The organism is Sphingomonas olei (genome assembly GCF_045369765.1).
Taxonomy (GTDB): domain Bacteria; phylum Pseudomonadota; class Alphaproteobacteria; order Sphingomonadales; family Sphingomonadaceae; genus Sphingomonas; species Sphingomonas panaciterrae.
Window position 1 is genome coordinate 206131 of sequence record NZ_JBIQEU010000003.1, and the last position, 12726, is coordinate 218856.

Below are 12726 nucleotides of genomic sequence, written 5' to 3' on the forward strand. Positions count from 1 at the left end.
GATCACTTCTTCGGAGTGCCCGACATGTCATGGCCGGCGTGATCGCCGCCCTTCTTCATGTCGTGGCAGCAGTCCGACTTCTTGCCGTCCTTCTCCTTGCAGCAGTCCGCGCCTTCCTTGCAGCAGGCCATGTCCCTGCAGCAGTCGGCGGTGGCTGCGGCCGCAGCGCCCGAGATGGTCAGCGCCAACGCGGCGCCCATGATCTTCAACGTGTTCATGTGATATTCCTCTAACTCGATGTTCGTGTGCGAAGTCGGCGGGTCACGCTCGAGGAGGGGGCGGGATCAGCGCCAGGCTCATGCCGGCCATCACCAGCTCACCGGTTTCCAACGCTGCCGGAGGCTTAGGCGCCGAGGCCTGAGGTGAAGGTGACATCGGGGGCACGGCCACGCAGGCGGCGCCACAGGTCGCCTGGACGTTCTTGCGATCGCCGTCCTTGCTGCGTTCATGGGACCCAGCCATGCCATGGCAATCCATGTTAGCATCGGCGCGTGCTTGCGCGACTAGCGGGACTGGCTGGAGCATCCCCGCACACGCGGGGCCCGCGCGCACAACGAGCATGACGCCGATGAGCGCCAAGGCAAGCATGCGGAACGGGTGTGATCCGGACATGGCGACCGTTTTAATGCAGCGGCGTGGCAGCCACAACACTCGATCCAGCAAAGGCGGGCGCTTGCTCATTCGCTAGCGGATCTGGGATGGGCTGGCTGCCGGGGCATGCGCGACAGCGCGTCGCGGAGACGGCCGGTGTGGCGCTCGGTGCACCAGGCGAACGCCCAGCAGAACGCGACGGTGATCGAGACGGCGGCAGCCACCATGGCCATACCGACGGTCGTTGGTGGCAGGCGCTGCTCGTTTATGACGATGCCGGCCATCAGCGCGAGCAGCGGGAAGTGGACAGCGTAGAGCGAGAAGCTCGCCTTCGAACCGTAGGACGCCAGCGGCCGGGCCCATGCAGGCAGGGCCGGATCGACGCGCATCAGCGTGTGGAGAAGGACCGCGAACGCCGCGGCGAGCGGCAGCTCCAGGCCGTCCAGCCCGCGCAGCCGCACGACGACGAGCATCGCGGCAAACATCAGCGCGGAAAGGACCAGCCAGCCGCGCGGCGGAGGCGCCTTCGCGTCCCGCTCGCCGTTCGCCCATTGGAGCAGCGTGCCGCAGAGCCAGCAGCCGAAGCCGATCGCCAGATGTGGGTTGAACGCGATCAGGCCGGCGGTGATCAGCAGTGGCGACGGCCGGCGGGAGCGCAGGCTGACCGCCAGCGCGGGAAACCAGATGTAGAACCAGAACTCGAACGCCAGGCTCCAGAGCGGCCCGTTGCTGCCGAACGGCGCCACCAGAATGGTCTGCAGGAAGAGGAGGTTGCCGATCAGCGCGCGCCAGCCGAGCGTGTCGGGGAGGTCCGGCCGCATGACGTAGGTGTCGGTCAGGCCGCGGTGGGTGGTCGAGCCGAGCAGTTCGAGTCCGATCCAGTCGAGCACGCCGCCAAGCGCCAGCGCGGGCACCAGCACGATGCCGAGGCGCGAGAGGCGGTCGATCAGATAGGGTTGCCAGCGCCAGCCGCGATTGAGCCGCCGGCTCACGCTGCGCGTGATCCAGAAGCCGCTCAGGACAAAGAAGAGGATGACGCATGCGTGCGAATAGCCTGCGAGAAGATACCCGGCGGTCGCGGGCACGGACGCGGGCTGCCGAAAATCCTCGATGAGCAGATACCATGCGTGCGCGAACGCGACGGCGGTGGCGAGAACGCAGCGCATCGCGTCCATCCACCCGAAGGCCCCGGCACCGGCGTCACGGCGAAGGTGGCTGGGCTGCCAGCCTTCCCGTCTTTCGTTGTTCGGTCGCGGCGTATCCCCCATGGGAGCGCATACGGCTCGTACCGTGCCAGCCCTCGCAGCCGGAACCGGCGACCATCCGGTTCGCGTGCCCGTGCGGGCGTCAGTTCCGGCCGAGCAGCTGCGCCAGGGTCAGCCGGGCCCGTCGGATGCGCGTCTCGACGGCCTTCTCGCTGATCGCGAGCACCTCGCCCGCCTCGGCCTGGCTGAGCCCATCGACCGCGCAGAGCACGAGCGGCTCTCGCTGTGACGACGGCAGCTGCGCCACGGCTCGGGCCAGCCGGTCGAGCTCGGCTCGGTCGGACGCCTGCACGTCCTGCAGGGGCTGGTCGTCGGCATGCAGCTCGGCGATCTCCTCGACGGGCGTGGCCAGGCCGAGCATACGCCTGACCGCGCGCCGGCGGGCCCAGTCGCGCGACTTGTTGAGCGCGATGCGCGCGAGCCACGCCGACATGGGCCGGTTCGGATCGAACCGGCGGAGCGCGCCGTGGGCCGATACGAACGTCTCCTGCACGAGGTCCAGCGCCTCGTCCGCGTCGGCGACGTTGGCGAGGATAAGGCGGTAGACCCGCTGGCGGTGCCTTCGCATGATCTCGGCGAACGCCTCGTCGTCCCCGGCAGCCGAACGGCTTGCGAGGTCGCCATCGGCGAGTGCCGCCAGATCGGCCCTCACCGGTCGCCGGTGGTCAGCGACTTGGTGACCGCGCGGTCGAATGCCGCCCTCTGCTCGGGGCGCAGCACTTCGCGCATGGCGAACACGTGCGTGAGCGTCGCCTTCTGCAGCTCGCCCATGGCGCGGTGCGACGCGTCCACGGCCGCGGCTACCTTGGGGCCATTCCCGTGCTCGGCCTCGATGGCGGCGGCGAGCCGCGCGTTGTCGGCGCGCAGCTCCGCCTCCAGCGACTTGCGCTTGCCCGCGAACTCGCGCTCGAGCTGCTCGATGCTGGCTTCCTGACTGGCATCGAGCTTGAGGTCATGGTGCAGCAGGGCGTGCAGTTCCGACGTCTGCGCATGCCGCGCCGGGATGAGCACGCGGCCGACGAACACGCCGCCGATCGCGGCGAGGAAGGCGACGACCGCGACCAGCGCGGTCCAGCGTCCGCGCGTCATCGCTCGGTGAGCAGCAGCGTCGACGGTGCGAGTGGACCCGCCACGCCGAAGGGATCGATGGGGGCGGCGCTCGCGGGCGAGGCCGCGGGGCCGGCAGTCATCGTGCCCAGCACGATCGCACCGACGGCGGCGAAGGCGACGGCGCCGATGCCGGTCCGCGCGCTCGTCCGGTTGGCCCGCACGCGATTGAACACGGCCGCGTCGATCGAGCTCAGCCCGGGATGCTCGTCGTCGGCGACCCGACGGAGTGCGGCATCGAGATCGAAGTCCATGTGGTTCTCCATACCCCCTAATACGGGTTAGTTGCTAGCAGCCCTCGCCGGTGCGCGCAGTCGAGAAGTGCACCGACGTCCGCGAGGGTCCGAGCGGCGCGGCGCGTATTCCTCGATGATCCCTGATCTCACGATGGAGTCGAAGATGCGTTTCCAAGCTGTCGTCGCCGCTGCCGCCCTCATGGCGATCGCGGCACCTGCCATGGCCCACCCCAAGCTGGTCTCGGCCAATCCGGCGCCGAACGCCACGGTCGCACCGACGGCGCGGGTCCAGGTGACCTTCACCGAGGCGCTGCTGCCCAAGCTCTCGGGCGCGGACATCGTGATGACGGGCATGCCCGGGATGGACTCGCACCCGCCGATGAAGATGCCTGCCAAGATGGCCGTCAGCCCTGATCGCAGAACGATGATCCTCACGCTGGCGAAGCCGCTGCCCAAGGGCACCTACCGCCTCGATTGGCACGGCGTGTCGGCCGACACCCACCGGGTCAAGGGCAGCTACGCCTTCAAGGTCGCCTGACGATGGACTGGGCGGGAATCGCCATCCGGTTCGCGCTCTACCTCGACCTGATGCTGGCCTCCGGCCTGGCGGCTTTCGCGCTGACCGCGCCGGCCGGCACCGCCAGGGTCATGCCGCTGCGTGCGGTGCTGGTCGCTTGCGGGTGCCTTGGCCTCGCCCTTTCCGCCGGTGGGCTGCTCGTCATGACGGCCGCCATGGCCGGCACGACGCTGGCGCAGGTCGATCGCGAGGCTCTGACGATGATCGTGGACGAGACGCCGTATGGCGCCGCCTGGACGATCCGGATGGTGGCGCTGGTCCTGGCGGTCGGATCGGCGTCGACCGTCCACGGCACGGTATCCGCCCGGGTGCGCACCGCGGCGTCGGCAGCCGCCTTCGCGTTGGCGGCCGCCACGCTGGCCTGGGGCGGTCACGGTGCTATGAGCGAGGGCGCGCTCGGCGCGCTGCACCTGGGCGCCGACATCTTGCACCTGCTCGCGGCCGCGTTCTGGATGGGGTCGCTTCTCGGTCTCGTCCTGCTCGTCGCCAGACCGGCGGCGAGGATGGACGCCGGGCATCTCAATCTGTCCTGGCGTGCGCTTCATGGCTTTTCCCGCGCAGGCACGGCTTCGGTTGCGATCATCGTCGTCACGGGGATCGTGAACGGCTGGCTGGTTCTGGGACCCGACGGCCTGTCCGGCCTGACCTCGACGCTCTACGGTCAGCTGCTGCTGGCTAAGCTCGCGGCGTTCGCGGCGATGGTGGGGCTGGCATCCTTGAACAGGTTTCGGCTGACCCCGGCCCTTGGATCGGTCGCGTCATCGGGGGCGGCGCGACGTGAGATCGGCGCGTTGCGGCTGAGCCTGGCGTTCGAGGCCGCGCTGGGTATCGCGGTGCTGGCGCTCGTCGCGTGGCTGGGCACGCTGGAGCCGGTCTCGGCGGCCGGATGACGGTGCGAGCAGCTGCGCGACGGCTGCCCGCACGGCCTCACATTCCGCCCCTGCCGGTCAGCATCCAGACCGCCATCGCGATCATGCCGAGATTCTCGGTCAGGCTGACGAAGCCGAGCGGCACGTTCGAGCTGCCGCCGACGCACGCGCACTTTAGCTCGCGTTTGTCGATGTAGACCGCCTTGAAGACCGAGACGCCGCCTACCGTGCCGATGAACAGCGCGATCGGGATGGAGAGCCAGTTCAGCGCGCCGGCCACCATGAGGACGCCGGCCAGACCCTCGGCGAAGGGGTAGACGTAACCGTAGCGGACCCAGCGCTTGGCGAGCAGGTCGTAGTTGAGGAACATGGTCGAGAACTTCTCGACGTCCTGCAGCTTGAGCAGCGCCAGGATGGCCATGCTGAACCCGCCGAACCACTGCAGCGCATGGAGCGTGAAAGGAGTGCCGAACGCCGCATGGCTTGCCGCCAGAGCGAGCAGCGCGGTCATGGCGAAGAGCGCGATTACCGGGCGGTAGCTGGTGGCACCGGGCTCGGCGACCCGCATGCCGAAGTGCCGCCGCAGGTCATCGTATCCGCCGATGCGTTCGCCGCCGATGAACACCTGCGGCGTCGTCTTCACGCCGTGCTGATCCTTGAACGCGTCCGTCTCGGCGCGCGTCGTGAGATGATGGTCCTCGACCTCGAAGCCCTTGCGCCGAAGCAGGTCCAGCGCCTTGAGCCCGTAGGGACAGGTGTGTTCGGGCATCACCATGCGGTGAAGGACGGCGGTGGGACGGGTCGACACGGGTGCGCTCCTCGTTTGCGGTTCAACGGCACCCGGCCCATATGGGGTCCGTAGTATGGTCCGGAGTCAAGAGCCTATGTCGAGGATGACGATCGCGAGGCTGGCGAAGGCCGGCGGGGTGGGCGTGGAGACGGTGCGCTACTATCAGCGGCGGGGTCTGCTGCGCGAACCCGAACGGCCGGGCGGCGGTGGCTTCCGCAGCTACGGCGAGCCCGATGTCCGGCGCCTGCGCTTCATCCGCTCGGCACAGGGCGCCGGGTTCACCTTGGACGAGATCGGCGAGCTTCTCGAGCTGGACGCGATCGATGACAGGGCTCGGGCTCGTGAGCTGGCACGCTCCCGGGTGGCCGCGCTCGATGCTCGGATCGCGGAACTCCAGGGCGCCCGTGCGGCGCTGGCGCGGCTGGCCGACGCCTGTGCCGGCGGCTCCGCCGGGGCCTGCCCGATCATCACCGCCTTCGAGCCGTGATCACCTGCGCCGCGGATACGACCGCCACGGCCGCTGCGACGGCGTAAGGGTGAGCCCCAGCACCTGCGCCCGGCCTCGCAGGCCGTCGATCGTCCTTCCCATCTCCCGCGCAATCTGCGCCGTCTGCTGGCGCGCCTCAAGGCGGACGCGGAGTTCGGCGTCGTCCTCGTCCGTCCCACCGGCCCGGCGCTCGCCGCGCCGCCGGCGGCTTCCCGTCGTCAGCTATGGAGATGCCCGCTCTCCTCGCACGCCTCGCCCGGTCCCTCGGTCTGGATCGTCGCGTGCTCGATGCCGAACCGCTCGTCGATCAGCCCGGCGACCGCCTTGCGGACGGTGTTGGCATCGGCGCCGGCTGCCAGCGTGACGTGCATCGTGCAGCTGACGTCGTCGTTGGACATCGACCAGACGTGCAGGTCGTGGAGCCCCGCGACGCCGGGGACGGCCGAGACCGCCGCCCGCACCTCGACCAGCCGCAGGCCCGACGGCACGCCCTCGAGAAGCACGTTCGTCGTGTCGCGCAGCAGGAGCCAGGTCCGCGGCAGCACCCACAGGCCGATCGCCACGGCGACGATCGGGTCGATCCACGTCCAGCCGGTGAACTTGATGGCGAGCGCGCCGACGATGACGCCGACCGACCCGATCATGTCCGCCCACACCTCGAGATAGGCGCCCTTTACGTTGAAGCTGCCGTCCTTGCCGGCGGTCAGCAGCCGCATCGAGATCAGGTTCACGACGAGGCCGATCGCGGCCACGATCAGCATGCCCCACGACTGCACCGGCTCTGGATCGGTGAAGCGCTGGATCGCCTCGACGAAGACGTAGATCGCGATGCCGAACAACAGGACGGCGTTGAAGGCGGCTGCCAAGATCTCGAAGCGCCGATAGCCGAACGTGCGCTTGTCGTCGGGCGGGCGCTGCCCGATCCGGATGGCGATCAGCGCGATCACAAGCGCGGCGACGTCGGTGAGCATGTGGGCCGCGTCGGACAGCAGCGCGAGGCTGTTGAAGACGAAGCCGCCGATGACCTCCGCCACCAGGTAGGTGGACGTGAGGGCGAGCGCCCAGCCGAGCATCCTCGCGTTCGCGCCGGCGGTGTGGTCGTGGGAGTGACCGCCGGCTCCGTGATCATGCGCCATGCGTCTGCGGTCCTTCGATGTCGGTGGTCGCGTCCGTCGCGCCCGCCTCGATCCGCCGCTGGCCGAAGCGGGCGTAGAGCGTCGGCAGCACGAACAGCGTCAGCAGCGTGGCCGAGATCAGCCCGCCGATGACGACCGTCGCCAGCGGCTTCTGCACCTCCGCGCCGGCACCGTGCCCGAGCGCCATCGGCACGAAGCCGAGCGACGCGACGAGCGCCGTCATCGCGACGGGCCGCAGGCGCGCCAGCGCGCCCTCGCGGGCGGCCGCGGCCCGGTCGAGGCCTCGGGACATCAGGTCCTGGATCGCCGACAGCATCACCAGTCCGTTGAGCACCGCGACGCCGGACAGCGCGATGAATCCGACCGCTGCGGAGATGGAGAACGGCATGCCCCGGAGCAGCAGTGCGAGGATCCCACCGACCAGGGCCAGCGGCACGCCGGTGAAGACGATCAGTGCGTCCCGCACCGATCCGAGCGCCCCGTAGAGCAGCAGCATGATGACCGCGAAGCAGATCGGCACGACGATCAGCAGCCGGTCCCGCGCCGACGCGAGGTTCTCGAACTGGCCGCCCCATTCTAGATACGTGCCGGGCGGCATCTTCACGCCGGAGGCGATCGCCTGCTGCGCGTCCGCGACCACGCCCGCGACGTCCCGCCCGCGCACGTTCGCCTGCACCACGACGCGCCGCTTACCGTTCTCTCGGCTGATCTGGTTCGGTCCATCGACGATGCCGATGTCCGCGACGGTCGACAGCGGCACGAACCCGCCTTCGGGCGTCGGCACCGGCACCTGGGCGACGGCGGTCAGATCGGAACGCGCGGCTTCGGGCAGACGGATCACGACGGGGAATCGCCGGTCCCCCTCGAAGATCACGCCGGCCTCGCGTCCGCCGATGGCGGCCGCGACGGTGTCCTGCACGTCGCCGGCCGTCACGCCCACCCGCGACATGGCCGTCCTGTTCGGTCGGATGTCGAGCATGGGAAGCCCCTCGGTCTGCTCGATGCGGACGTCGGTGGCGCCCCGCGTCCGACGCAGTATGTCGGCGATCTGCTCGGCAGTGGCGTTCATCTGGGCGAAGTCGTCGCCGAACACCTTGACCGCCACGTCCCCGCGCACGCCGGCGATCAGCTCGTTGAAGCGCATCTGGATGGGCTGGGTAATTTCATACGCGTTGCCGGGGAGCCCGGACAGTCGCTTCTCCAGCCGCTCGACGAACTCCGCCTTGTCGAGGTTTGGGTCCGGCCACTGGTTTCGGGGCTTCATGATCACGAACGTGTCGCTGATGCTCGCCGGCATCGGATCGGACGCGATCTCCGACGTTCCCGTCCGCGAGAAGGCGAACTGCACCTCCGGCTCCCTCGTGATAGCCTTCTCGACCTGCGCCTGCATGGCCTGGCTCTGGTCCACAGACGTGCCGGGGATCCGGATCGCCTGGACCAGCACGTTCCCCTCGTCGAGCTGCGGCAGGAATTCCTGGCCGAGGGTCGTGAACGCCGCGGCGGCGAGCGCGAGCGATCCGACGGCGACGCCCAACGTGGCGCTGGGGCGGCGCATGGCCTTGTCGAGGCCCGGCTCGTAGCGGCGGCGCAGCCATGCGATGGCGCGGCTCTCCTTCTCCTCCACCCGTTTCGACAGCCAGATAGCGATGGCGGCAGGGACGAACGTCAGCGACAGGATGAAGGCGAACACGAGGGCGATGATCACCGTCAGCGCCATCGGTTCGAACATCTTCCCCTCAACGCCGGTGAAGGTCAGCAGCGGCGCGTACACGAGGATGATGATAGCCTGGCCGTAGACGGAGGGCCGGATCATCTCGCGGGCGGACGCCGCGACGATGCCTAGGCGGTCTTTCAGCGGCAGCGGATCGTCCCGACCGTACTGAGCCTCGCCGAGCCGCCGCAGCGAGTTCTCGACGATGATGACGGCGCCGTCGACGATCAGCCCGAAGTCGAGTGCGCCGAGGCTCATCAGGTTGGCCGAGACCCCGGCCTGCAGCATGCCGATGCTGGTGAGCAGCATCGTGATGGGGATCACCATGGCGGCGATCAGCGCCGCCCTGAAGTTGCCGAGCAGCGCGAACAGGACGACGATGACGAGCAGTGCGCCCTCGGCCAGGTTGCGCGACACGGTGACGATCGTCGAGTTCACCAGTTCGGTCCGGTTGAGCACCGGCTTGACGATGACATCGACCGGAAGCGACGGACCGATCTGTTCGAGCCTCTCGGACACGCCGGTGGACACGGTGCGGCTGTTCTCGCCGATCCGCATGACTGCCGTGCCGACGACGACTTCGCGGCCGTTCTCCGAAGCCGATCCCATGCGCAGACCCTGACCGGTGCGGACGGCAGCGACCTGGCTGAGGACGATCGGCACGCCCTCGCGGGTCGCGATGACCGTGCGGGCGAGCTCGTCGGCGTTCCGGACGCGCCCGTCGGCGCGGACGGACAGGCCCTCGCCGTTCCGGTTGACGACGCCCGCGCCGACGCTGGTGTTGTTGCGCTCGAGCGCGGTGGCGAGATCCTGGAGCGTGATCCGCATCGCCGCCATGCGCTGCACGTCGGGCACTACCAGGTATTCCTTGGTGTAGCCGCCGAGCGAGTCGATCCCGGCGAGCCCCGGGGTGCCCTTCAGCTGCGGCGACACGATCCAGTCCTGGACCGTGCGCAGGTAGGTGGCCTTGTCCGCCTCGCTGACCAGATGGTCTCCTTCGGGGCTGATGTAGCTGCCGTCGGGCTGCAGTCCGGGTTCGCCGCTCTTGTGGTTGACCTTGTCCAGCTCGCGGTATTCGACCGTCCACATGAAGATGTCGCCGAGGCCGGTGGCGATCGGCCCCATCTCGGGGTTCACGCCGTCGGGCAGGTCCTCCTCGGCGGTGCGCAGGCGTTCGGACACCTGCTGGCGCGCGAAGTAGATGTCGGTGCCCTCGTCGAACACCGCCGTGATCTGGGCGAAGCCGTTACGGCTGAGCGAGCGGGTGTATTCGAGGCCGGGGATGCCGGCGAGCGCGGTCTCGACGGTGAAGGCGACCTGCTTCTCGACCTGGTCGGGTGAGAGCGCGGGTGCGACGACGTTGATCTGGACTTGGTTGTTGGTGATGTCGGGGACGGCGTCGATCGGCAGCCGCTGGAGCGCGAAGATGCCGGCGATGGCGGCGACGGCGGTGAGCAGCAGGACGAACCAGCGCCGCTCCACCGAGAAGGTGACGATGCGGGCGATCACGGGTCAGTCCTCGTGCTCGGCTTCGCCCTTTCCGAGCTCGGCCTTGAGGGTGAAGGAGTTGGTGGACGCGATGCGTTCGCCACCGTTGAGACCGGCCGTGACGACGACTTGGCCGCCGTTGCGCCGGCCCAGCGTCACCGGCACGGCCTTGAAGCCCGTCGCGGTGCGCACGAAGACGTGCGGCTTGTCCTCGATCATCTGGACGGCCGCCGACGGCACCGCGACGGTGCGGTCGCCGCCTGCCGGCACGATGATCGACGCGTTGACGGTCTCGCCCACGCGCCAGGTGTTGCCGCCGTTGTCGAGGGTCGCGATGACCGGCACCAGCCGGGTGGTCTCGTCGAGGACCGGCGACACGAACGTGACCCGTGCCGCCTGCCGGCGCCCCGGGCCCGTGACCTCGACCTGGGCGCCAGGCTGCACGCGTCCGGCGTCGGCCGGAAGCAGCGACATAGCGACCGAGACCTTCGAGAGGTTGGCGATGCGGAACAGCTCCGCGTCGGCGGCGACCGTCTGGCCAAGGGTCGCGGACCGGGCGATGACCTGCCCGGAGATGGGCGAGCGCACGGTGACGCGGTTGAGCGCCCCGCCGCCGCCGCCGGTCGCGGCGAGCTGCTGCTGCGCGAGCCGCAGGGCGATGTTGGCCTCGGTCGCGGCGGTGCGGGCGGCGATCAGGTCCTGCTCGGGCGAGACGCGCTCGGCGAACAGGCGCTGCTCGCGGCGGAGGTTGGACTGTGCCAGCGCCGCGCGGGCGCGCGCCGCCTCGATCTCGCCCTTCAGCGACGCCGCCTCGCGGCTCTCGATCACGGCGAGCACGTCGCCGCGTCCTACCGGCTGACCGAGGTTCCTGGTCAGCGACACGAGCCGCCCGGCGATCGCGGCGGACGCGACCTGCACGCCCTGGGGATCGCCCTCGATGGTGGCGCTCACCTCGATGGCGCCCGCGACGCCGCCGATCGTAGGCCGGACGACCTCTATGCCTGCTTCGGTGATCTGCTGCTGAGTGAGCGTGACCACGCCTTCCTCGGCGTGGCCTTCCTCGGACGCGTGCTCGTTGGCGGCGTTCTCGGCAGGCGCTTCGGCGCCGCCGCCACAGCCGGCGAGCGTCAGTGCGAAGGTCGCGGGGACGAGCGCCCGCAGTATGGTCTTCTTCATGGCTGGGCTTCCGTGTTGGCGGGCGCGCGGGCGGTGAGTCGCTCCAGGCGTGCCTTGGCGTCGTGATAGGCGGCGAGCGCGTCGATGGCGGCCGAGCGGGTCTGGGCGAGCGTGCGTTCGGCCTCGAGCAGGTCCAGCTGGCCGAACTTGCCCTCGCGGTAGCCGATGCGGGCGACGCGGGCGGCCTCCTGAGCCGCGGCGAGCGCCGGTCCGTTCGCCGCGCGCGCGTTCGCCTCCGCGTTGGCTAGGTCGGTCTCCGCCGTGGCGATCGCCTGCTGCGCGTCCAGCAGCGCGACGCGCCGCAGCGCCACGGCCTGGTCGCTCTGGGCTCGGGCGGCGTCGATGCTGGCGCGGCCGTTGTTGAACAGTGGGATCGGCAGGCTGACGCCGAAGACCGCCGCGACGTCGTTAGTGGCCTCAAGCCGACGAGCCCCGGCGCTCAGCGTCAGGTCTGGAACGCGCTGGCTGCGGGCGAGCCGCACCTGTGCATTTGCGGTGGCGACCTCGGCCTCGGCTGCGGCGAGCGCAAGCGTGCCCTCGGCGTTCGCCGCCAGGCGTGGACCGGCACCGGCGCCGACCCTGTCCAGCCAGGCGAGGTCAAACGCGCCGGGGTCTCGTCCGATCAGGCGGGCGAGGTTGGCGCGTGCGAGCACGGTGGCCCGTTCGGCCTGCGACAGTCCTGTGGTCGCGTTGATGCGGGCGACGTCGGCCCGCTGCTCCTCCAGCGGCGATGCCCGGCCCGCGCGCACGCGCACGTTCGCCGCTCTCAGTCCCTCCGTGGCGATGCCTAGCTGATCCCGCGCGATCAGCAGCCGGCGTTCGGAAGCCACCGCCTCGTTGTAGAGCTGGGTCACGCGAAGCCGAAGGTCGGCACGGGCCGCCACCACCGCCAGCCGCGCCCGGGCAGTCTGCGTGTCTGCCACGGCGATCCGCGCCGAGCGGTTGCCGCCAAACTCGATGGGCAGCGACATGCCGACCGTGGTCTCGGCGCCGCGGATGCCGCTGTATTCGCCCGTTCCTACGACGTTCTCCACCTCGACGTTGACCGACGGGTTGGGGCGCAGTCCGGCGACGCGGCGCTGCGCCTCGGCGGCCCGGACGCCCGCATCGGCCGCGCCGACGCCCGGAGCGTTCGCTTCGGCGAGTTCGAGTGCCTGATCGAGCGTGAGCCCGTCCTGCACGGCCGCCGTGGGGCCGGTCTGCGCCTGCGTCGATGATGCGCAGACGGTTGCGGCCAGGGCGGCCGCGAGCATTCGATGCATTTTCCACTTCTCCTGACGCTCGAAAGGTCCG

Annotated in this window: 13 protein-coding genes; 3 read left to right on the forward strand and 10 right to left on the reverse strand. The window is 69.9% G+C overall.

The genetic code is table 11. From position 1 onward, the window contains the following. Positions 1–2: 2 nt before the first annotated feature. From ACH0BU_RS05425 to ACH0BU_RS05445, 5 genes are all read right to left on the reverse strand, one after another. On the reverse strand, positions 3–218 hold the full coding sequence (locus ACH0BU_RS05425) for a hypothetical protein (RefSeq protein ID WP_125944782.1): 216 nt from the start codon (positions 216–218) through the stop codon (positions 3–5). 459 nt (positions 219–677) lie between these two features. Next, positions 678–1859 carry an acyltransferase family protein gene (locus ACH0BU_RS05430; protein ID WP_500263853.1) on the reverse strand — a complete coding sequence of 394 codons (1182 nt, stop codon included), beginning with the start codon at positions 1857–1859 and terminating at the stop codon, positions 678–680. Positions 1860–1938: 79 nt separating this feature from the next. Beyond that, positions 1939–2508, reverse strand: coding sequence for an RNA polymerase sigma factor (locus ACH0BU_RS05435; RefSeq protein WP_069318677.1), 570 nt, complete (start codon positions 2506–2508; stop codon positions 1939–1941). Then, the gene (locus ACH0BU_RS05440; protein ID WP_066686836.1) at positions 2505–2945 is read right to left on the reverse strand and encodes a periplasmic heavy metal sensor; all 441 of its coding nucleotides are present in this window, start codon (positions 2943–2945) and stop codon (positions 2505–2507) included. Before ACH0BU_RS05440 ends, ACH0BU_RS05435 begins: the two co-directional genes overlap by 4 nt. Next, positions 2942–3217 (reverse strand): hypothetical protein, encoded by a 276-nt coding sequence (locus ACH0BU_RS05445; protein ID WP_069318675.1) that lies wholly within the window; start codon positions 3215–3217, stop codon positions 2942–2944. Before ACH0BU_RS05445 ends, ACH0BU_RS05440 begins: the two co-directional genes overlap by 4 nt. Positions 3218–3362: 145 nt before the next feature. On the opposite strand from ACH0BU_RS05445, the gene copC reads away from it, so the two are divergent. Together copC and copD are read left to right on the forward strand one after the other, a co-directional pair. Beyond that, on the forward strand, positions 3363–3737 hold the full coding sequence (copC, locus tag ACH0BU_RS05450; protein ID WP_125944778.1) for a copper homeostasis periplasmic binding protein CopC: 375 nt from the start codon (positions 3363–3365) through the stop codon (positions 3735–3737). A 2-nt stretch (positions 3738–3739) separates the two neighbouring features. Then, entirely contained in the window at positions 3740–4666 is a 927-nt protein-coding gene (gene copD, locus ACH0BU_RS05455) for a copper homeostasis membrane protein CopD (RefSeq protein WP_296222626.1), read from the forward strand. Positions 4667–4703: 37 nt separating this feature from the next. Here the strand turns inward: copD and ACH0BU_RS05460 are convergent, their stop codons facing one another. Continuing rightward, positions 4704–5420 carry a MauE/DoxX family redox-associated membrane protein gene (locus ACH0BU_RS05460; RefSeq protein ID WP_125944875.1) on the reverse strand — a complete coding sequence of 239 codons (717 nt, stop codon included), beginning with the start codon at positions 5418–5420 and terminating at the stop codon, positions 4704–4706. Positions 5421–5529: 109 nt separating this feature from the next. Here ACH0BU_RS05460 and ACH0BU_RS05465 point away from each other — a divergent pair, with 109 nt between their 5' ends. Then, positions 5530–5922, forward strand: a complete 393-nt coding sequence (locus ACH0BU_RS05465) for a MerR family transcriptional regulator (RefSeq protein ID WP_079246837.1) — start codon at positions 5530–5532, stop codon at positions 5920–5922. A gap of 218 nt (positions 5923–6140) precedes the next feature. On the opposite strand, the gene ACH0BU_RS05470 is transcribed toward ACH0BU_RS05465, so the two are convergent. From ACH0BU_RS05470 to ACH0BU_RS05485, 4 genes are read right to left on the reverse strand one after another with little or no spacing between them, the layout of a single operon-like run. Continuing rightward, positions 6141–7058 (reverse strand): cation diffusion facilitator family transporter, encoded by a 918-nt coding sequence (locus tag ACH0BU_RS05470; RefSeq protein WP_314470407.1) that lies wholly within the window; start codon positions 7056–7058, stop codon positions 6141–6143. Then, positions 7048–10278, reverse strand: a complete 3231-nt coding sequence (locus tag ACH0BU_RS05475) for a CusA/CzcA family heavy metal efflux RND transporter (RefSeq protein WP_314470409.1) — start codon at positions 10276–10278, stop codon at positions 7048–7050. Before ACH0BU_RS05475 ends, ACH0BU_RS05470 begins: the two co-directional genes overlap by 11 nt. Positions 10279–10281: 3 nt before the next feature. Then, positions 10282–11433 carry an efflux RND transporter periplasmic adaptor subunit gene (locus ACH0BU_RS05480; protein WP_294015452.1) on the reverse strand — a complete coding sequence of 384 codons (1152 nt, stop codon included), beginning with the start codon at positions 11431–11433 and terminating at the stop codon, positions 10282–10284. Continuing rightward, positions 11430–12695: a TolC family protein gene (locus ACH0BU_RS05485; protein ID WP_314470413.1), complete on the reverse strand. Its 1266-nt coding sequence runs from the start codon at positions 12693–12695 to the stop codon at positions 11430–11432. The genes ACH0BU_RS05480 and ACH0BU_RS05485 overlap by 4 nt, the downstream gene beginning before the upstream one ends. Positions 12696–12726: the final 31 nt, after the last annotated feature.

Coding starts and splice junctions, on each gene's coding strand:
- ACH0BU_RS05425 (WP_125944782.1), bottom strand. CDS start 218: ATGAACACGTTGAAGATCATGGGCGCCGCGTTGGCGCTGACCATCTCG.
- ACH0BU_RS05430 (WP_500263853.1), bottom strand. CDS start 1,859: ATGGGGGATACGCCGCGACCGAACAACGAAAGACGGGAAGGCTGGCAG.
- ACH0BU_RS05440 (WP_066686836.1), bottom strand. CDS start 2,945: ATGACGCGCGGACGCTGGACCGCGCTGGTCGCGGTCGTCGCCTTCCTC.
- ACH0BU_RS05445 (WP_069318675.1), bottom strand. CDS start 3,217: ATGGACTTCGATCTCGATGCCGCACTCCGTCGGGTCGCCGACGACGAG.
- copC (WP_125944778.1), top strand. CDS start 3,363: ATGCGTTTCCAAGCTGTCGTCGCCGCTGCCGCCCTCATGGCGATCGCG.
- copD (WP_296222626.1), top strand. CDS start 3,740: ATGGACTGGGCGGGAATCGCCATCCGGTTCGCGCTCTACCTCGACCTG.
- ACH0BU_RS05460 (WP_125944875.1), bottom strand. CDS start 5,420: ATGGTGATGCCCGAACACACCTGTCCCTACGGGCTCAAGGCGCTGGAC.
- ACH0BU_RS05465 (WP_079246837.1), top strand. CDS start 5,530: ATGTCGAGGATGACGATCGCGAGGCTGGCGAAGGCCGGCGGGGTGGGC.
- ACH0BU_RS05470 (WP_314470407.1), bottom strand. CDS start 7,058: ATGGCGCATGATCACGGAGCCGGCGGTCACTCCCACGACCACACCGCC.
- ACH0BU_RS05480 (WP_294015452.1), bottom strand. CDS start 11,433: ATGAAGAAGACCATACTGCGGGCGCTCGTCCCCGCGACCTTCGCACTG.
- ACH0BU_RS05485 (WP_314470413.1), bottom strand. CDS start 12,695: ATGCATCGAATGCTCGCGGCCGCCCTGGCCGCAACCGTCTGCGCATCA.